2 protein-coding genes and 1 pseudogene (1 of these 3 cut by a window edge) are annotated in these 23,143 nt (G+C 50.3%); all 3 read left to right on the top strand.

All coding sequences use genetic code 11. The annotated features are described in order from the left end of the window. A protein-coding gene (locus tag AACS90_RS13435) for a non-ribosomal peptide synthetase (protein WP_099120571.1) crosses the window boundary here: on the top strand, window positions 1–1,524 show its 3' end. 21,366 nt of this gene lie to the left of the window's left edge; the window shows 1,524 of its 22,890 coding nt (coding positions 21,367–22,890); its start codon lies off the left edge, out of view; the stop codon is at window positions 1,522–1,524. Continuing rightward, window positions 1,524–8,267: pseudogene (locus tag AACS90_RS13430) on the top strand (non-ribosomal peptide synthetase); the annotation flags it as partial. The gene AACS90_RS13435 and the pseudogene AACS90_RS13430, both read left to right, overlap by 1 nt. Beyond that, the gene (locus AACS90_RS13425) at window positions 8,264–23,143 is read left to right on the top strand and encodes a non-ribosomal peptide synthetase (protein WP_099120569.1); all 14,880 of its coding nucleotides are present in this window, start codon (window positions 8,264–8,266) and stop codon (window positions 23,141–23,143) included. The pseudogene AACS90_RS13430 and the gene AACS90_RS13425, both read left to right, overlap by 4 nt.

Genomic DNA, 23,143 nt, shown 5'->3' with positions numbered 1-23,143 from the left:
CAGCCAGCCGATAATCCGGATGCCCGGGCACTGGGAGTGATGCCACACCATCTGGCGTATGTGATTTATACCTCCGGCTCTACCGGTAAACCCAAAGGGGTGATGGTTGAACACGCCAATGTTACCCGTCTGCTGGCGGCGACACAGGCACGGTTCCGGTTTGATAACAACGATGTCTGGACGATGTTCCACTCTTTTGCTTTCGACTTCTCGGTATGGGAATTGTGGGGAGCGCTGGCTTACGGGGGCAAGCTGGTGGTGATCCCGACTGGATGTGCCCGCTCACCTCAGATGTTCTATGAACTGCTTTGCCGGAATCAGGTCACTATTCTGAACCAGACTCCAAGTGCCTTCCGCCAGCTCATAGCCGCTCAGGAGATGATGCCGCATGAGCAGCACACACTGCGCTGCATTATATTCGGCGGTGAAGCATTAGAGCTGCATACCCTCGCCCCGTGGGTTGAACGCAATCCTACCGAACAGACCCGTCTGGTGAATATGTATGGCATCACGGAAATTACCGTACATGCGACCTATCGTGAACTGACGGAAACGGATATCCATGCACAGCATGGCAGCCTGATTGGGCAGCCTCTGGATGATTTACGCATTTATATCCTTGATGCTTATGGTCAGCCTGTGCCACTGGGCGTTGCAGGCGAACTCTATATTGCAGGAGCAGGTGTTGCCCGTGGTTATCTGAACCGCCCTGAGCTGACTACCGAACGTTTCCTGCCCGATCCGTTCTCCGGTAAGCCCGGTATGCGCATGTATAAAACCGGCGATTTAGGCCGCTGGTCATCGGATGGCAATATCGAATATCTCGGCCGCAATGACTTTCAGGTCAAGATACGGGGCTTCCGTATTGAGCTGGGTGAAATCGAGACAAGGCTTGAACAGTGTCACGGTGTACGTGAAGCGGTGGTTATCCTTCGTGAAGATCAACCTGAACATAAACGCCTCGTTGCCTATCTGCTGCCCCAAAACGGCGCTGAACTTGATCCGGCGGTTCTGCGCCGCCAGCTGGCAGAACATCTGGCGGAATATATGCTGCCCAGTGCCTATGTCGTGCTGACCACTTTCCCTCTCACACCGAATGGCAAACTGGATCGCCGGGCGTTGCCGAAGCCTGAACTCTCTGCGGTGGTGACACATGAATATGAAGCGCCACAGGGAAGGATAGAAACAGCACTGGCACAAATCTGGCAAGAACTGTTAGGGCTGACACGCATTAGTCGTCATGACAATTTCTTTGAACTGGGTGGTCATTCACTGATGGTTATCCGGCTGATAACCCACATAAAAAGTCAGTTTATGGTCAGTATTCCTCTGACCTCCCTGTTTGTTTCACCCAAATTAATGGAACAGGCAGACATCATCTTTGCAGCACAAATGAGTGCAATCGGCGACAACGACATTGAATCAATTCAAAGCGATCTTGATGCGATGTCAGCTGAAGAGTTAATGGCAATTTTAGGCGAAAACGATACCCGTAAAAAAGATACCGGCGGAGATAGCAAATAATGACAAGGACTACTATGAATCTCGATGATCTGAAACGTGCTGTTATGGAGAAAAGGCTTGAAGAGCAACTGAAAGCACGGGGTTATCAACAGCAGCAGTCAATGATAAAACCCGCGGATCGTAACCAGCCACTGCCATTATCTTTTGCTCAACAGCGACTGTGGTTTCTCTGCCAGTTCGAACCGGCTGCCAGTCTGGCCTATCATCTGCCGGTAATACTCCGCCTTAGCGGTCAGCTTGACCGCCATGCGCTGAGCGCATCACTCGACCGTCTGGTTGAGCGCCATGAAAGCCTGAGAACCCGTTTTGTGTCAGTGGAGGGAAAACCCTGTCAACACATTGATCCGGCCGATATCGGCTGTACTCTGTCTTATCATGACCTGAGCCAGTTGGCTCCGGTTTTGCACGCCGAGCGCATTACCGGGTTTATTGATACCGAAGCGCAAACCCCGTTCGATTTTACTCAGGAACGGCTGATTCGCGGCCAGCTGCTTCGTCTCAGCGATAAAGAGCATATTTTATTACTGACACTGCATCATATTATTACAGACGGCTGGTCTACCGGTGTGCTGATACGGGAGTTAGGAGATTTCTATCGTGCGGCCCTTGATGGCCATGATATCTCTTTATCACCATTACCTGTTCAATATGCTGACTATGCGGTCTGGCTACATGAACAAGCGCAGGGAAATAGCCTCACGAAACAACGCGATTTCTGGTGTGAACAACTCAAAGATGCTCCGCCGCTGCTGACACTCCCTATTGATCGCCCACGCCCGGCAGTACAGAGCTATATCGGCGGCAAAGTCTCCTTTCATATTGATGCCCCTTTACTGGCATCACTGAAGGCGCTGGGGAAACGCCATAACAGTACGCTGTTTATGACCCTCCTGACCGCATGGAGTATCGTACTGAGCCACCTTAGTGGGCAGGATGATATTGTTATCGGTACCCCTGTTGCTAACCGTCCACACCGTGAGCTTGAAGGGCTGATAGGCTTCTTCGTCAATACGCTGGCTTTACGTATCACCTTCGATAACGATCTGAGTGTGGCTGATTTACTCACTCAAATCCGGGAGCAGTCACTGGCGGCCTATGCCCATCAGGATCTGCCCTTTGAACAGGTGGTGGAAGCTCTGCAACCTGAACGTAGTCTCAGCTACAGCCCGATTTTTCAGGTGATGATGGCCTTAAATAACACGCCGGCTCAGGAGCTTACACTGCCGGAACTGCAACTCACTCCGATTGAGCAGAAGCATCGGGGTGCGCATTTTGATTTAACCCTGTCACTGAACGAGATCGGAACAGGTTTAGCCGGAGATTTAGAATATGCCGCCGACCTGTTCGATCACCCAACTGCTGAGCGTATGGTGGGTTATTTAACCCATATATTAACTGCAATGGTGATTGATGATAGCCAGCCCGTAAACACATTGCCGATGTTGCCAGATTCAGAGCGGCAACAATTATTAGTGGATTTCAATGCCACTCAGACAGCGTTTCCGCAAGATGCGCTTATTCACCAGTTAGTTGAAGCGCAGGTGTTACAGCGCCCCGATGCTATCGCTATAAGCTGCGAGGGGCAGACACTGAGTTATGCTGAGCTTAACTGCCATGCCAATCGTCTGGCTCATCACCTGCTGGCACTGGGTATACGCCCGGACGATCCGGTTGCAATCTGTGCCGAACGCAGCCCGGAGCTGATAGTCGGTCTGCTTGCCATACTGAAAGCGGGTGGTGCCTATGTGCCACTCGATCCTCATTACCCTGCTGAACGGCTGGGCTATATGCTGGAGGACGCCAGACCTGTAGCTCTGCTGACGCAGCTAGCATGGTACGACAAACTGGACACCTTTGTGCCTGTCGTTTTGCTGGATAATTTATTGAGTGAGCAGGAAGCACCTCTGGCTGGCTATCCCACTCACAATCCGGATATTCAGACATCAGGTCTGACCTCACATCATCTGGCTTATATCATTTATACGTCAGGCTCAACGGGCCAGCCTAAAGGCGTGATGATTGAGCACCGCAACGTAATTCGCTTACTTATCAATAATAACGTTGCCGATATTACTCCCGATGATTGTGTTGCCCATTGCGCCAATATTTCATTTGATGCGGCAGCGTGGGAAGTCTGGTCTACGTTGGTACATGGCGCCAGACTCCTGCTAATACCGGAAAATACCTTGCTACAGCCAGCTTATTTTGGTCAGTGTCTGTCATCCGCAGGTATCACAACTTTATTTCTTACCACTGCCCTGTTTAACCAATATGCAGGCTTGCTTGCCCCAGCCTTGCCGGGTCTGCGTTATGTTTTGTTTGGTGGCGAACAGGCCGATAGCCGCTCGGCTATTCAGTTATGGGCTGAGCATTCGCCACAACATTTATTGCACATGTACGGGCCAACGGAAGTCACTACTTTTGCCACCGCTTATAAAATCCCCTTTATCGAAAGGTTTCATACTGAACAGATTGAAAAAGAGATAAAAATTCCCATTGGTGGTCCGATTGCCAACACTCAGATCTATATTCTTGATTCCGGCAAGCAACCTGTTCCTCTTGGGGTAACGGGCGAAATTTATATTGCCGGTGAAGGGCTTGCCCGTGGTTATCTTAACCGTCCGCAACTCACCGCTGAGCGCTTTCTGGTTAATCCGTTTTCCTCAGAGCCTGATGCACGAATGTATAAGACCGGCGATCTGGGGCGCTGGCTGCCGGATGGCAATATTGAATACTGTGGTCGCAATGATTTTCAGGTCAAAATACGCGGTTTCCGCATTGAGTTGGGGGAAATTGAAAGCCGCCTCTCCCAGTGTCATGGTGTGCAAAAAGCACTGGTTCTCGCCCATGAGGAAGCCGGTGATGAGAAAACAGGCGCTAAAACAGGAAATCAGAAACGGTTGATTGCCTATATACAGCCTCAGCCGGGAGTGATACCGGAACCGGCCGAATTGCGTCAGCAGCTTGCCAGACACCTTGCTGATTATATGTTGCCCAGTGCTTTTATCATGCTGGATAATTTCCCGCTGACCGCTAACGGAAAAATTGACCGTGATGCGCTTCCTGCTCCAGAGACTTCCGCTTTCGCGGTTCGCCACTATGAATCTCCGACAGGGGAAACAGAAACTTCGCTGGCACAAATCTGGCAACAACTGCTAAGACTGGAGAAGATCAGTCGTCATGACCATTTCTTTGAGCTGGGTGGTCATTCACTGATGATTGTCAGCCTGATCGAAGAGCTACGCCGTACTGGCTGGCACCTTGATATCCGCAGCGTATTCTCCACGCCGGTTCTCGCTGATATGGCGCAGGCTCTCCGCCGTGATACTGATTCTTTTGTTGTGCCTGAGAACCTGATCCCTGAAGATTGCACTGCGATTGTTCCTGAGATGCTGCCATTGGTGACATTATCTCAGTCTCAGATTGACGCCATTGTCGGCACTGTGTCCGGTGGCACTGGTAATGTACAGGATATTTATCCGTTATCTCCCTTGCAGGAAGGAATTCTGTTCCACCATCTGATGCAGACTGAGGGGGATACCTACCTGTTACAGAGTTTGCTGGCTTTTGATAACCGCGAACGCCTTAACCATTTTTTATCTGCTTTACAGCAAGTTATCAACCGTCACGATATCCTGCGCAGCAGTGTTTTCTGGCAAGGACTGGAGCAGCCGGTTCAGGTCGTCTGGCGTCAGGCACCACTGGAGATTAACGTCTTCACTCCCAATACGGAAAATAATATTCAGGGACAACTGCTGGCTCACACCGATCCACGCCAGCATCGTATCGATCTGACCCGTGCTCCGTTATTCACTGCTGATATCGCTCATGATACGGCGCAAAATGAATGGCTGCTGGTATTACGTTTTCACCATCTGGTCAGCGATCATGTGACACTGGAACTGATTTTCGATGAAGTTGCACTTATCTTGCACAAGCAGGAAACTGCCTTGCCCGCCGTATTGCCTTACCGCAATTTTATTGCCCGAACGCTGAGTGTGCCTGTCTCAGAACATGAAGATTATTTCCGTTCCCGGCTGGCTGATATTGATGCTCCAACTGCGCCATTTGGCGTACTTTCAATATCTAATAACGAAAATTCAATACCGAATAACGAAAATCCAGAAACAGAACCGAATAACGCTATTACGGAAGCACACCTTCCGCTTTCTCCTGAATTATCGGGTTCCATCCGTGCGCTGGCACGGCAACTGAAAGTCAGCCCGAGTGTCCTGTTTCATGTCGCATGGGCGCAGGTACTGGCACAGACCAGCAGTCGCGATGATGTAGTTTTTGGTTCCGTTTTGTCAGGCCGTCTGCAAGGCGGAGCTGGAGCTGACCATATACCGGGAATGTTTATTAACACCCTGCCGATTCGGATTTCCCTCGCAGATCGCAGCGTACAGGTTGTGGTACAGGATACTTATCAGGATTTAATCACACTGCTGGAACATGAACAGGCCCCGTTAACACTGGCACAAAGTTGCAGCGGTGTAGAACACACCATACCACTATTCAGTACCTTGCTGAATTATCGCCATTCTCAGGCCAGTGAAGAAAAAACGCCCAAAAACAGTTGGTCAGGTATGCGAGTTATCGCGGCTAAAGAAGGCACTAACTATCCCATCACTCTGTCAGTGGATGATTTAGGCTCAGATTTCTGCCTGTCCGCCCACGCGGTAGCGGGTATCGACCCTGTCCGGATTACTCACTATCTGCAAACAGCCCTCTGTGGTTTAGTTGATGCCTTGATGCATCATCCCCGGCAATTAATTCTGCATGTGCCGATCCTGCCGGAAACCGAGCGACAACAGCTGTTGGTGGATTTTAACGCGAGTAGCTGTAAAACCGGACAGTCTGACCTCTCACAGGATATGCTGATCCACCAGCTATTTGAGGCTCAGGTATTACAGCGTCCTGATGCCGTTGCGCTGACTGATGAAGATCAGACACTCAGCTATGAGGAGCTGAACCAGCGCGCCAACCGTCTGGCTCATTATCTGATTGCGCTGGGTGTACGTCCGGATGACCGGGTCGCAATTTGTGTTGAACGCAGCGCGGAACTGATAGTTGGCCTGCTCGCTATTCTTAAAGCGGGTGGTGCATACGTGCCTCTCGATCCGGCTTATCCGGCGGAACGACTGGCACTGATGCTGGAAGATGCTACGCCCGTGGTATTACTGGCACAAACAACGCAGCTCGACAAGTTGCCTGATACGGTACCGGTATTCGTACTTGATTCGCCAGATAACTCATTGGTCACTCAGCCGGCTGATAACCCGGATACTCAGGCTTTGGGGCTGACATCACGCCATCTGGCCTATGTGATTTACACCTCTGGTTCAACAGGACAGCCCAAAGGGGTCATGGTTGAACATATTAATGTCAATTATCTGGTGATTAATAATCATTATGCAGATATCGGTGCGAATGACTGTGTTGCCCATTGTGCCAATACTGCGTTTGATGCCTCGACATGGGAAGTTTGGTCTGCCCTGCTTAATGGCGGGCGTCTGCATATTATTCCGCAATCTGTCCTGCTCGATCCGGTGCTTTTCTGTGATTCGCTGATTAGAGGAAAAGTCACTGCACTTTGGTTAACCGCTGGGTTGTTTAATGAATACTTTAATACGCTCAAGCCACTGTTCGGACAATTACATAATTTACTCGTGGGTGGGGATGTGCTTGATCCCGGAAAGATACAACAGGTACAACAGGCTGAATCCCAGCCTGCTCATCTGATTAATGGCTATGGCCCGACAGAAACCACAACGTTTGCATCAACTTATGAGATAAAATCGCCTGTTGATGTCGCACACTCCATTCCTATTGGCCGCCCAATCGCCAGTACCCGGATCTACATTCTTAATTCACGTGGTCAACCTGTACCTATCGGCGTTACAGGGGAAATCCATATCGCAGGCAAAGGCGTTGCCCGTGGTTATCTGAATCGCCCCGAGCTGACTGCGGAACGCTTTATTACTGATCCATTCTCTTCTGAACCTGATGCCCGTATGTACAAAACCGGTGATTTGGGGGGCTGGCGTGCCGATGGCAATATCGATTACCTCGGTCGCACTGATAAACAGATCAAACTGCGTGGTTTCCGCATTGAGCCGGGCGAAATTGAAGCCGGACTGATGCAGTGTCATGGTGTGCGTGAGGCGATTGTTCTGAGCCGCGAAGACGGGGCCGGACAGAAACAACTGGTTGCCTATCTGATTGCTCAGGATGGCATTGAACTAACCCCAACTGAACTGCGCCGGCAGCTTTCCCGACACCTTGCCGACTATATGCTGCCCAGCGCTTTTGTCACGCTTGAATCTTTCCCGCTGACTCCTAATGGCAAACTGGATCGTCAGGCTCTGCCAGCGCCTGATATGTCAGCGATTGTTACGCGCCAGTATGAAGCACCGAACGATGAAGAAGAGGCAACACTGGCAAAAATCTGGCAAAGCCTGCTGGGACTGGAGCGTGTAGGCCGCTTTGATCACTTTTTTGAACTGGGCGGTCACTCTCTGATGGTAGGTCAGCTCGCAACCCGCATTCAGAATGAATTTTTGGTTGAGATCCCCATCGCTTCACTGTTCCTTTCCCCCAGACTGGCGGATCAGGCAGAAATAATTTTCGCAGCACAAAAGGAAGCGGTGGGACAAAACAATATTGACTCCCTTCAGGACACACTGGATTCAATGTCCGCAGAGGAATTAATGGCCATGTTAGGTGGAGACAGCGACAAATGATAAAGAGCGATATGAATCTTGAAGATTTGAAACGGGCTGTTTTGAAAAAGAAACTTAAAGAGCAATTACAAACTCAGCAGCACCAGAAACGACCGCCTGTTCAGCATGCTGACCGTGATCTGCCCCTGCCATTATCTTTTGCACAGCAACGCCTGTGGTTTCTTCACCAGCTCGAACCAGCGGCCAGTCTGGCTTATCATATTCCCATGTCACTGCGCCTGACCGGACAACTGAATCGTCATGCCCTGACCACTACCCTCAATCGGCTGGTTGCCCGCCATGAAATTCTCCGTACCCGTTTTATGCTTACCGAAGGTCAGCCATACCAGCATATTGACCCTGCTGACACGGGCTTTACCCTGACTTATCAGGATCTGCGTACGCTGGATTCAGAAACGCATATGCAGCATATCGCCGACATTGCCGCACTTGAAGCCCGGACTCCCTTCGACCTGACCCAAGGCCCGCTGATCCGGGGTCAGCTATTACAATTAGCTGATGACGATCATGTCTTGTTGTTCACTCAGCACCATATTATTTTCGATGGCTGGTCAATTGGTGTACTGGCACATGAACTGAGTGCCCTTTACCGCGTGGAATGCGATCCAGATAATAATGACTCCGATAATAATGACCCCGAAAATAATAGTGATACATCACTCCCGCCACTGCCCATTCAGTACGCCGATTATGCGCTCTGGCAGCGGAATTGGTTACAGGGTGATGTTCTCGCGGAACAACGTGATTTCTGGAGCCGTCAGCTTAAAGGTGCCCCGGATTTACTGACACTCCCCACCGATCGCCCACGCCCTGCTACTCCGGGTTATACCGCCGGACAGGTGCCGATTCAGTTTGATGCATCCCTGTCAGAGGCACTGAAATTATTCGGACAACGCCATCAGGCTACTCTGTTTATGACGCTGCTGGCAGGCTGGAGTATCGTTCTATCCCGAATGAGCGGACAGGATGATATCGTTATCGGCACACCGGTCGCCAATCGGCCGGGAAATGAGCTTGAGAGTTTAATTGGGTTCTTCGTCAATACACTGGCGTTGCGGGTCACATTCAGTGAATCCCCGACAGTTGCAGAGTTACTCACGCAAATCCGTGAACGGTCACTTGCTGCCTATGCCCATCAGGAATTGCCTTTCGAGCAGGTGGTGGAAATAGTACAACCCGAGCGTAGCCTGAGTTATAACCCGATCTTTCAGGTTATGCTGGCCCTGAATAATACACCGGCAAAAACATTAACCCTGCCCGGCCTGCAACTGACGCCGGTGGAACAGGTACGTTACAGTACTCATTTCGATCTGACTTTATCGCTGACTGAAACCAAAGCCGGATTATTGGGTGAACTGGAATATGCCACTGATCTATTCGATGCTGCCACCATTGAACGTATGATCGGTTATCTGAAACAGGTACTGATGGCGATGACAGCAGATGCCATGCAACCCGTTGCCAGATTGCCGTTGCTGTCCGCTTCAGAGCAACAGCAATTGTTAGTGGAGTTTAATTCAACACAAACGTTTCAAACAGAAAACCCTCAAAATGCTCTCATCCACACGCTTTTTGAAGCTCAGGCAGAACAGCACCCTGATACTACAGCCATCATCTGTGGAGATCAGGTAATCAGCTATGCAGAACTGAATCAATACGCCAACCGTCTGGCTCATCATCTGATTGCCCTGGGTGTACGCCCGGATGACCGGATTGCTATCTGTGCCGATCGGGGTCTGGAAATGGTGGTGGGATTACTGGCTATTCTTAAGGCGGGTGGTGCTTATGTGCCGCTTGACCCGGCGTATCCGACCGAACGACTGGTTTATATGCTCAAAGATTCCGCTCCGGTCGCATTACTGGTTCAGCCGTCAACTTGTCAGGCCATTCATTCCGATACAGTGCCCGTCATCATGCTCGATATCCAGACGCCATTTATGGAAGAACAACCAGAGCATAATCCAGAGGTACCCGGCATAACGGATCAGCATCTGGCTTATATCGTTTACACCTCCGGTTCAACGGGCGTTCCCAAAGGCGTAATGAGCAGCCACCATGCCCTGAGTAATCGGCTGTTGTGGTTTGTACGCGATATGTGGTTTGTGGACGATATAGTGACCTTCCCGCTTATCACAGCACTGAAAACCAGTATCAGCTTTGTGGATTCGGTAACAGAAACTCTGAGTACATTACTGGCGGGAGGACGACTGGTGGTTTTCGACAACCACGAAGTGAAAGATCCTGCCCGCTTCTGTGCAGGTCTACAGCATTATGGTGTGAATTCACTGGTCGTTGTTCCTTCCTTTTTACAGCTCTTAATGCAGGAGCGTAATGAACAGGCTCTGAAATCAGTCAGGATACTGATTTGCAGCGGAGAGCGGCTGGCACCCGAACTGGCACAGCAGGTCGTCACCAATTATCCGTGGCTCCGGCTGTTTAATTTCTATGGTTCAGCAGAAATTAATGGTGACGCAACCTGGTATGCATACGATGCAGCGCGGGGTGTGCCGGATGTCTCCGTCATCGGACGCCCAATTGCTAATACCCGCTGCTATATTCTGAATCCTGACAGGCAACTGGTTCCGTCTGGTGTCACTGGCGAAATTTATATTGCCGGAGCCGGAGTGGCTCGTGGATATCTGAATCGCCCTGAACTGACGGCGGAACGTTTCCTTGCCGATCCATTCTCCCCTGCTCCGAATGCGCGTATGTATAAAACCGGTGATCTGGGTCGCTGGCTGTCAGATGGCAACATTGAGTATCTCGGTCGTAATGACTTTCAGGTGAAAATACGTGGTTTTCGCATCGAACCGGGAGAAATCGAAACACAACTGATGCAGTGTCACGGCGTGCGCGAAGCCGTAGTCATCGCCCGTGAAAAAGCATCTGCGGAAAAAACAGGCAGTCAGAAACAACTGGTTGCTTATCTGCTGGCTCAGGATGGCATTGAACTGACTCCCGCACAATTACGCCAGCAACTCGCTCAGCATCTTGCTGATTATATGCTGCCCAGTGCCTTTGTCATCCTCGATGCCTTTCCGCTGACACCCAATGGCAAGCTGGATCGTCAGGCGCTTCCTGTCCCAGATCAGTCAGCAGTAATCAGGCGAGGCTATGAAGCCCCCGCAGGCGAAATGGAAATTGCGTTAGCGCGGATCTGGCAGACGTTGCTGGGGCTGGAAAAAGTTGGTCGGCATGATCACTTCTTCGAACTAGGCGGGCATTCCCTGATGATTGTCAGCATGATTGACCGGTTGCATAACATTGGGTTACGGCTTGATGTACGGAATGTGTTTGCAGCCCCTATCCTGAGCGAACTGGCGCAGGTGATTTTAGTCTATCAGCGCGATACTCCCGCTTTTGTCGTCCCCCCTAACCTCATTACCGCAGACTGCACAGCGATTACTCCGGATATGCTGTCACTGGTTTCCCTGTCACAATCAGAGATAGATGCCATTGCCGCAACCATTCCCGGCGGAGTCAGTAATATACAGGATATTTACCCACTGGCACCGCTACAGGAAGGGGTTCTGTTCCACCATTTGTTGCAGACTCATGGGGATGATTACCTGCTGCAAAGCCTGCTGGCCTTTGACAGCCGTGAACGCCTTGACACTTTTCTGGCCGCATTGCAGCACATCATCGATCGTCATGATATTCTGCGCACCTCTGCTTACTGGCAGGAGCTGGCTCAGCCTGTTCAGGTAGTCTGGCGTCGGGCACCACTGCATATTCATCACTTCATACCGACAACTGAAAACGAAGTGCTATCACAGCTAAGTGCTCACACGGATCCGCACCATAATCGCCTCAATCTGAACCTCGCTCCGTTATTCTCTGCTGATATTGCTTATGATACAGCACAGGATGAATGGCTGCTGTCTCTGCGTTTTCACCATCTGGTCAGCGACCATATGACACTGGAACTGATTTTTGCCGAAATCGCTCAGGTATTGCAGGGGCAGTCGGAATCACTACCAGTAGCTCTACCTTACCGGGATTTTATCGCCCGAATTTTAAATGTGCCGATCTCAGTACATGAGGACTATTTCCGTACCCAGCTAGCCGATTTTACTGAACCCACTGCGCCATTTGGCATCGTCAGAATACCAAACGATAACCGTGTTATTCATCAGTCTCATCTAGCGGTTGATCCGGCTCTGGCAAAGCATATCCGTACTCAGGCCCGCCATCTGGGTGTCAGCCCCAGCGTACTGTTCCACGTCGCATGGGCTCAGGTGCTGGCACATACCAGCGGTCATGACGATGTTGTCTTTGGCTCTGTATTACTGGGCCGTTTACAGGGAATATCCGGGGTTAAGCGCATACTGGGGATGTTTATCAATACCCTACCAGTCCGGATTTCCCTGACTGACCGCAATTTGCAGAAAACAGCAAGTGTTCAGGAAGTCGTACAGGCCACTTATCGCAATCTGACTCATCTGCTGGAACATGAACAGGCTCCGCTATCACTGGCACAACAATGCAGTGGCGTGGCTCAGCCTATGCCTCTGTTCAGCGCCTTACTGAATTACCGGCATAGCCAGAGTAATGAAACAGAAACAGTCAATACAACCTGGGAAGGCATACGGGTTCTGTCAGCGGAAGAACAGACTAACTACCCTGTTACACTCACCGTGGATGACTTAGGCGAAGATTTCCAGTTGAAGGCACAGACTGTAACCGGAATCGATTCTGACCGTATACTCCAGTACCTGCTCACCGCGGTCAGTGGTCTGGCTGATGCCCTGACACATAACCCTCAGCAACCGATTTTACCGTTGCCGGTCATTCCGGCTTCGGAACAACAGCAATTATTGCTGGATTTCAATCAGACTCAGGCTCTTTTCCTGCCAACAGACAGCCCACAAAGTGCACTTATCCACCAGCTATTTGAAACCAAAGCCATGCATCACCCCGATGACATTGCAGTGGTACACGGTCAGCAATCACTCAGTTATGGCGAGCTGAATCGCCATGCTAACCGCTTAGCTCATCATTTAATTGCATTGGGTGTACGTCCGGATGACCGGGTAGCTATCTGTGTCGAACGGGGTCTGGAAATGGTGGTGGGATTACTGGCTATTCTCAAAGCGGGTGGGGCTTATGTGCCGCTTGACCCGGCCTATCCGTCTGAACGACTGGCTTATATGCTCAAAGACTCTGCTCCGGTCGCATTACTGGTTCAGCTATCGACCTGTCAGGTTATTCACTCCGATATTCTGCCTAAGTCTGCGGAATCTTTACCGAAAGTCCTGCTCGATATTCAGATGCCGTTTATGGAAGAACAGCCAGAGCACAATCCGGAAATATCCGGTATGACAGATCAGCATCTGGCCTATGTTGTTTACACATCTGGTTCAACAGGTGTGCCTAAAGGTGTCATGAACAGCCACCATGCCCTGAGTAACCGGCTGTTGTGGTTTGTACGCGATATATGGTTTGTGGACGATATATGGTTTGTGGACGATATAGTCACCTTCCCGCTTATCACCGCGCTGAAAACCAGTATCAGCTTTGTGGATTCGGTAACAGAAACTCTGAGTACCTTACTGGCAGGAGGACGGCTGGTGGTTTTCGACAACCCTATGGTCAAAGATCCTGCCCGCTTCCGTGCTGGTTTACAGCATGCTGAGGTGAATTTACTGGTTGTCGTGCCTTCCCTGTTGAAACTCCTAATACAGGATAGTAATGAGCATACCCTGAAATCAGTCAGGATACTGATTTGCAGCGGAGAACGGCTGGCACCCGAACTGGCACAGCAGGTAGTGACAAATTATCCGTGGCTCCGATTGTTCAATTTTTATGGTTCATCTGAAATTAATGGTGACGCAACTTGGTATGAATATAACGCTGAGCGTGGCGTACCGGATGTATCGGTAATCGGGCGTCCAATCGCCAACACCCGCTGCTATATTCTGAATCCTGACAGACAACTGGTTCCGTTTGGTGTCACTGGCGAAATCTATATCGCCGGTGCCGGATTAGCCCGTGGTTATCTGAATCTTCCGGAACTGACGGATGAGCGTTTCCTGCCCGATCTCTTTTCGTCCCAACCGAACGAGCTGATGTATAAAACCGGTGATCTGGGACGCTGGCTGCCGGACGGAAATATCCAGTACCTCGGACGCAATGATTTTCAGGTTAAGCTGCGTGGTTTCCGCATTGAACTGGGTGAAATCGAAACGCAATTATTACAGTGTCACGGCGTACGGGAAGCCGTGGTTCTGGTACGTGAAGATGAACCCAATCAGCAACGTCTGGTTGCTTATCTGCGTTCACATGAGGGAACCGAACTGATCCCGGCTGAACTGCGCCGGCAGCTTTCTTTGCATCTTGCTGAGTATATGTTGCCCGGTGCTTTTGTCACGTTAGAGACATTCCCACTGACACCGAATGGTAAACTGGATCGTAAAGCCTTCCCTGCCCCGAGTACATCCGCGATAGTGACACAGCACTATGTGGCTCCGGTTGGTGAAACTGAAACTGTTCTGGCGCAAATCTGGCAGGAACTGCTAGGGCTGGAAAGAGTCGGCCGCTATGACCATTTTTTTGAACTCGGTGGTCATTCCCTGCTGGCAATTCAGCTTGCTGGCCGTATTCGTCAGATGCTGGGCCGTGAGTTACCCATACAGAAGATATTTGACCAGCCAGTGCTGGTGGCATTAGCACATACTCTTGCTGATGCGGCAACGACAACACAAGTCATTATCCCCAGCGCCAACAGCAATCAGCTTCTGCCGCTCTCTTTTGCTCAACAACGGCTGTGGTTTCTGGGGCAACTCGATCCGGCTGCCAGCCTCGCCTACCATCTTCCGGCGGCACTGCGTCTTACCGGCTTACTTAATCGGCAGGCACTGACTAGCGCACTCAACCATCTGATTGCCCGCCATGAAAGTCTGCGTACCCGCTTTATCTCCATCGACGGGCATCCTTACCAGCATATCGATCCCGCTGATATCGGTTTTTCTCTGCCCTGCCATGACCTGCGCCAGCTTGATCCGGCTTTACAGACCCGCCGGGTCACTGAACTTGTCGATCTCGAAGCCCGGACACCTTTTGATTTTGCGCAGGGTTCTCTGATGCGTGGGCAGTTACTTCAGCTGGCTGATGACGAGCATGTATTGTTACTCACCCTGCATCACATCATTACTGACGGCTGGTCACTGGGTATACTCGTGCGTGAACTGGGCGATTTTTACCAGTCTGCTCTTGACGGTAGTGATAACCCCTTACTGCCATTGCCTATTCAGTATGCCGACTATGCTGTCTGGCAGCGCGATCAGCAACAACAGGCAACGCTGAATGCACAACGCGACTTCTGGTGTCGCCAGCTTGCTGACATTCCGGCTTTATTGACACTGCCTGCTGATTACCCGCGTCCGGCAGTACAAACCTATGCCGGTGGGCAGGTTTCTCTTCATCTTGATGCCCGCTTACTGACATCGCTCAAGGAATTAGGTCAGCGTCACAACACCACACTGTTTATGACCCTGCTGAGCGCATGGAGCATCGTACTCGCCCGCCTGAGCGGGCAGGATGATATTGTTATCGGCACGCCGGTTGCCAACCGCCCGCATAAAGAACTGGAAGGCCTGATTGGTTTCTTTGCGAATACACTGGCATTACGTGTCAAATTCAGCCGCGAACTCAAAGTGACAGATTTGCTGGCGCAGGTTCGTGAACAATCGCTTGCTGCCTATGCCAATCAGAACCTGCCGTTCGAGCAGGTCGTGGAGGCCTTACAGCCGGAGCGCAGCCTCAGCTACAGCCCGATCTTTCAGGTGATGCTGACACTGAATAATACACCGCCTCAGAAACTGGTATTGCCCGGTTTACAGCTTTCATCGGTTGAACAGGCCCATCATGGCGCTTATTTTGATTTAACCCTGTCGCTGACAGAAACCGAATCCGGTCTGGCGGGCGCTTTAATCTATGCTGCTGATTTGTTTGATCACACCACGGCTGAACGTATGACGGGTTATTTCACTAATATACTGGCAGCGATGGTAAGCGATGCAAGCAGAACCATCGCTACCCTTCCTATCATATCGGAACCGGAAAAACGGCAGTTACTGGTGGATTTTAACGCTACACAGGTAAGTTACCCACAAAATGCGTTAATTCATCCGCTGTTTGAGATTCAGGCAGAACAATGCCCTGATGCAATCGCAGTAGAATTCGAAGATCAAACCCTGAGTTATGGCGAACTGAATCGCCGTGCCAATCAGCTGGCGCACTATCTGATGACGCAAGGTGTCCGCCCTGATACACGCGTAGCAATCTATCTTGAACGCAGCCCGGAAATGGTAGTGGGATTACTCGCCATTCTTAAGGCCGGTGGTGCTTATGTCCCCCTTGACCCGACTTATCCGGCTGAACGGCTGGCCTATATGCTGAAAGATTCAGCTCCGGTGGTTTTACTCACCCGAACAGTTTTACTCACCCGAACGGCACTGGTGGAAACATTAAACCCTGCGCCATCCTGTACTATCGTGTTGCTTGATGAGCCGCAGTCTTATCTGGCTGGGCAGCCGAAGCATAATCCAGATACACAATCAATTGGGTTGAAGCCTCACCATCTGGCTTATGTGATTTATACCTCGGGATCAACCGGATTACCTAAAGGGGTGGAAATGCCACTGATGACTCTGTCAAATTTACTACAATGGCAGCGTCAGGCTGATTCATGCCTCACCAGAAACGGTAAAACCCTGCAATTTGCGGCACTGGGATTTGATGTCGCTTTTCAGGAAATCTTCACTACGCTAAGTGAAGGCGGTTGTCTGGTGCTGATTGATGAAACCCTGCGTCGGGAGCCTCTGCAACTCCTGCGGCTGATTCAGCAAAAGCAGATTAACCGCATTTTTCTTCCTTTTATTGCACTTCAGCACCTTGCCGAAGCCGACAGCCATCGCTCAGGCAATAGTAATGAGAGCGATATATCCTGTCTGGCCCATATTATTACTGCCGGTGAACAATTACGTATCACCCCGACCATTCGTCGTTTTCTGCAACGTGCGGGGCATTGTCGGTTACACAATCACTATGGCCCGACGGAAAGTCACGTTGTCACGTCCTATACCTTAGACAAGGAAATTGAACACTGGCCGGTTCTGCCGCCTATCGGGCGCCCGATCGCCAATGCTCAGATCTATATTCTTGATGAATATTGCCGTCCTGCGCCTCTTGGTGTCGCCGGTGAGCTTTATATTGCGGGCGTAAACATTGCCCGGGGTTATCTGAATCGTCCGGAGCTTACCGCCGAACGCTTCCTGATTGATCCGTTCTCAACGAAATCCCATGCCCGCATGTATAAAACCGGCGATCTTGCCCGTTGGTTACCCGACGGCAATATTGAATATCTCAACCGTAATGATTTTCAGGTGAAAATACGCGGTTTTCGTATCGAACTGGGTGAAATTGAGGCTCAGCTGATGTTGTGCCACGGCGTACGGGAAGCTGTCGTTATCGCCCGTGAAGAGGTTGTTAATGAAAATAGCCAGAAACGGCTGGTCGCTTATCTGTGCCCACAGGAAGGCGTGAGCCTGAGCCCTGCTGAATTACGCCAGCAGCTGGCCCGACATCTTGCTGAATATATGCTGCCCACAGCTTTTGTGATATTAGATGCGCTTCCGTTAACACCTAACGGCAAACTGGATCGCAAGGCACTTCCCGCCCCGGATTCATCGGCTATTGCTACCCGTGATTATGTAGCTCCGGTTGGTGAAACAGAAACTGTTCTGGCGAAAATCTGGCAAGAGTTACTCAGGCTGGAACAAGTTGGGCGATATGATCACTTTTTTGATCTGGGCGGGCATTCGCTGTTAGCCGTTCAACTGGCTGCCCGCGTGCGTCAAATGCTGAAACGCGAGTTACCTCTGCAACAATTATTTGCCCAGCCAGTCCTGATGGATTTAGCACAGGCTATTGCTGAGGCTGATACGACTAACCAAACTATGATAGCAGTGGCAGATCGCAGCCAGAGGCTGCCTTTATCCTTTGCACAACAACGGTTATGGTTTCTTGGTCAGCTCGATCCTGCCGCCAGCCTTGCTTATCATCTACCGGCGGCATTACGCCTGACCGGCAAACTGCATCATCAGGCGTTATGCTCCGCGCTTGATAATCTTGTAGCCCGTCATGAGGGATTACGCACTCGGTTTGTGTCAAATGGAAACCAGCCTTATCAGCATATTGATGCTGCCGATATCGGCTTTAACTTATCCAGCCATGATCTGCGCCTGCTTGATACAGCCGAGAAAAACCAGCGGGTTGCCGAAATTGCTGAACGTGAAGCACAGACGCCTTTCGATTTTGCCTGTGGACCACTTATCCGTGGTCAATTGCTGCAACTGGCAGATGAGGAACACATTCTGCTGATCACCTTGCACCATATTATTACCGATGGCTGGTCAATCGGAATACTGGTACGGGAATTAGGGGTTTTCTACCGTGCCGCGCTCAATGGACAGACTGCCGTTTTGCCGCCACTCCCCATTCAATACGCTGACTACGCCGTCTGGCAACATCAATCATTGCAGGAAACAGTCCTTGCTGAACAACGTGATTTCTGGCGTAGGCAACTTAAAGATGCTCCCGTATTACTGACACTACCGACTGACCGGCCTCGCCCGAAAGTACAAACCTATGTTGGTAGTCAGGTTGCTTTCCACCTCGATAACCGCGTGTTGTCTTCACTGAAAACCCTTGGAAAGCGCCATAATTCGACCCTGTTTATGACCGTACTGGCTGGCTGGAGCATTGTCCTTGCACGACTCAGTGGTCAGGATGATATTGTCATCGGCACCCCCGTTGCGGGTCGTCCGTATCCTGAACTCGAAGGATTAATGGGTATTTTTGTCAATACACTGGCATTGCGTATTCAGTTTGATGAAAAACTTAATATCGTGGATTTGCTGACTCAGGTCAGAGAAAGTGCGCTGGCAGCCTTTGCTCATCAGGAATTGCCTTTTGAACAGGTAGTGGAAGCCTTACAGCCTGAACGCAGACTCAGCTATAGCCCTGTTTTTCAGGTCATGCTGGCCTTAAATAACACACCCGCTCAGCAGCTGATTTTACCTGAGTTACAGTTCACGCCATTTGAACAGACACAGCACACCACCCATTTTGATTTAACGCTATCGCTGGTTGAAACTGAATCTGGTCTGGCAGGCGCACTGTCCTATGCCACTGACTTGTTCGATCATTCAACTATTGAACGAATGGCCGGTTATTTCACAAATGTACTGACGGCAATGGCAGCTGATGAAAGGCAAGCGGTTGTGACACTCCCAATGCTGCCGGAACTGGAACAGCAGCAACTGTTGGTCGATTTTAATACGACTCAGGCTACTTTCTTACCAGCAGACAACCCGCAAGATGCCCTGATCCACAGGCTGTTTGAAGCTCAGGCAGAGCAATCCCCTGACGCGATTGCGGTAGTATTTGAAGATCAGGCCATCAGTTATCGTGAACTTAACCGCCGGGCTAATCATCTGGCTCATTACTTGATTGCAGAGGGTATACGCCCTGATGATCGAGTTGCGGTTTGTCTCGAACGCAGCCCCGAAATGGTTGTCGGTTTACTCGGTATTCTTAAAGCCGGTGGAGCTTATGTTCCGCTTGATCCGGCCTATCCGGCAGAGCGACTGAAGTATATGCTCAAAGACTCCGCTCCGGTAGCATTACTGACTCAGTCTGAAATCTATCAGACCATTTATCCCGATATGTTATGCGATTTAGAATCTTCGGACGCTCTGCCAATAGTCCTTTTAGATATCCAGACACCGTTTATGGATACACAACCAGAACATAATCCGGAAGTGTCCGGTATAACAGATCAGCATCTGGCCTATGTTGTTTACACATCCGGTTCAACGGGTGTTCCTAAAGGTGTCATGAGCAGCCACCAAGCCATGAGTAACCGGTTATTGTGGTTTGTGAACGATATATGGTTTGTGCATGACAGAGTGACACTTCCGCTTATCACAGCACTGAAAACCAGTATCAGCTTCGTTGATTCAATAACAGAAACGCTGAGTACCCTATTAACAGGGGGGCGGCTGGTGGTTTTCGACAAGCATGAGGTGAAAGATCCTGTCCGTTTCCGCGCAAGCCTACAACATGCTGGTGTAAATTTACTGGTCATCGTTCCTTCCCTGTTGAAGTTCTTAATCCAGAATAATGATGAACACGCCCTGAAATCTATCAGGATATTGATTTGCAGCGGGGAACAGCTGGTACCCAAACTGGCACGACAAATAGTCACAAATTATCCGTGGATCCGGCTGCTTAATTTTTATGGTTCATCTGAAATTAATGGTGATGCGACATGGTATGAGTACGATGCTACACGTGTTGTCCCGGATGTCTCCGTCATCGGGCGTCCCATTGCCAATACCCGCTGTTATATTCTTAACCCTGACAGGCAACTGATCCCCGTTGGTGTCATTGGTGAAATCTATATCGCCGGTGCCGGATTAGCCCGTGGTTATTTGAATCAGCCAGAACTGACGGCTGAGCGCTTCCTGCCCGATCCTTTTTCTGCCTATCCGAATGAGCGGATGTATAAAACCGGCGATCTCGGGCGCTGGTTGCCGGATGGCAATATCGAATATCTTGGCCGTAATGATTTTCAGGTTAAGCTACGAGGCTTCAGAATTGAACCCGGTGAAATAGAAACCCGGCTGGCAAAATGTGATGGAGTACGTGAAGCGGTCGTCATTATCCGTAAAAACACGGTTGATGAACAAACAGGCGGACAAGAACGTCTGGTTGCTTACTTATTACCGCATATGGGCGCTAAGTTAGTCCCGGCTGAACTTCGCCGGCAACTTGCCCAACATCTTGCTGAGTACATGCTACCCAGTGCTTTTGTGACTTTGGAGGCTTTCCCATTAACCCCTAATGGTAAACTTGATCGGCAGGCACTGCCTGCTCCTGATTTATCCGCAATGATAGTACATAATTATGCCGCCCCGATGGGCGAAACTGAGATCGCGCTGGCACAAATTTGGCAGGATCTATTGGGATTGAAACGTGTTGGCCGTTATGACCATTTCTTTAAACTGGGCGGTCACTCATTACTCGCAATACAACTACTAAACCGAATGAAGGAACAGGAAATGGAAGCTCCGCTGACCGCTTTGTTTGCTCACCCCACATTATGTGAGCTGGCTGCCGCTGTGGATAAACACCTTGCCGTACCAGAATCGCCGTTTGATGCAAACCCAATACCATTAAGTCCGTCTGGCTCTTTACCACCACTATTCCTGATACACGAGACTTCCGGCGATCCGCTGGTTTATTCTCCATTAGCAACGCTACTGCCGGCTGAGCTTCCCGTTTACGCACTACAGGCGCTCGGCATTCATACACTGGAACCGCAACCCACCTCCATTGAAGAACTTGCGGCCTGCCATATTCAGGCTATCCGCCGCATTCAGCCTGAGGGACCGTATCGTCTGGCTGGCTGGTCTATTGGTGGCCTGATTGCCTATGAAATCGCTCAACAGTTAATCAATGACAATGAAGTCGTGGAATTCCTTGGCATGATTGACACCTATAATTATGTCAATGGCGATACTGATAACAATACGCTTCATGAAGACAGGGCTAGTGAAGATAAAGCAGCTGTACAAATCGGGTTAATCATTGATTCACTGCGTACTCAGAAGAATATTGATGATGAACAGGCGCTGAAAGCACTGTACAAACTCAGCAGTCTGGAGCAGATTATTGATTACTGCATTGAGCATCAATGGGTGCCGGCGAATATCACGCAGAACGATATCCTTACGCGTACTCATACCGCTGAGCTGATCACCCGGCTGGGACAAGACTATGTTCCGCCCAAGTCATCCCTGCCTGTTCATCTCTATGCCGCAGATGAGTCAAACAATCGTGACCGCTGGCATGGCTGGCGCGATATCGCCGGGCACCATTCTGTACTCTGCCCCATTGGCGGAACGCACTTCTCTATTATGCAGCCTCCTTTCCTTAATCAGATTGCAGATTCAATCACTGAGCAGATACAGGCCGTTCCGGCTTTCGACCCGCGTGTTATCATTCAGCTGGGTTCTAAATCAGTCTCCCCGCTATTCTGTATGCCCGGAGCAGGAGCCAGCCCGTCCAGCCTGCTTGAACTGGCGTTATCATTCCCGTCGCAACTGCCCATTTATGCTTTACAAGCCCGTGGTTTTACTGCTGAGCACAATTATCCGCATAACAGCGTTGAAGAGGCAGCCCGAGCTTACATCCGGACTATTCGTGAGATTCAGCCCCACGGGCCTTATCATCTGTTAGGTCACTCTTTTGGTGGCTGGATCGCCTTTGAAATCGCCTTACAACTACAGGCCGAGGGCGAACAGGTAGCTGACCTCATTCTTGTTGATACAGACGAACCCAACCAGCAAGGCTCTATCCATAAGCCTGTCAGCCATACTGAGACGATAATGGAGTTGATTGATATCTACGATATGATATTAGATCAGCCGCTTTCTCTCACCCGACAGGATTTTGAAAACCTGACACAGGATGAGCAGCACCAGCTTTTACACAATGCCTTAATAAAAGCCGGCCTTTTCCGGGCAAAAACATCAATATCACTACTGCAAGGGATCATTCGCGTTATGCAGGCTAACCTGAACACCCGCTATATTCCCCGGGCACGTTATGAAGGGCTCGTCCACCTGATTAGTGCAGAAGACGAAAACCCGGATGAAATAAAAAACCGTGAAACTCAGTGGCGCACACATGTTGCAAAACTGGACGCGATGCCTGTACCCGGCAATCATATGACCATGTTATCCACCCCATCAACCAAACTCTGGGTGGGTAAACTCTGGCAGAAACTGGCAAATACAATCAGGTAA

Source organism: Xenorhabdus sp. KK7.4 (assembly GCF_963876465.1).
Classification (GTDB): domain Bacteria; phylum Pseudomonadota; class Gammaproteobacteria; order Enterobacterales; family Enterobacteriaceae; genus Xenorhabdus; species Xenorhabdus stockiae.
Note: the sequence above shows the minus strand (reverse complement) of the source record. Positions and strands in the feature narration are given on the sequence as shown.

What these genes read in the sequence shown, in the direction of transcription:
- AACS90_RS13425 (WP_099120569.1), top strand. Translation starts at nt 8,264, where the DNA reads ATGATAAAGAGCGATATGAATCTTGAAGATTTGAAACGGGCTGTTTTG.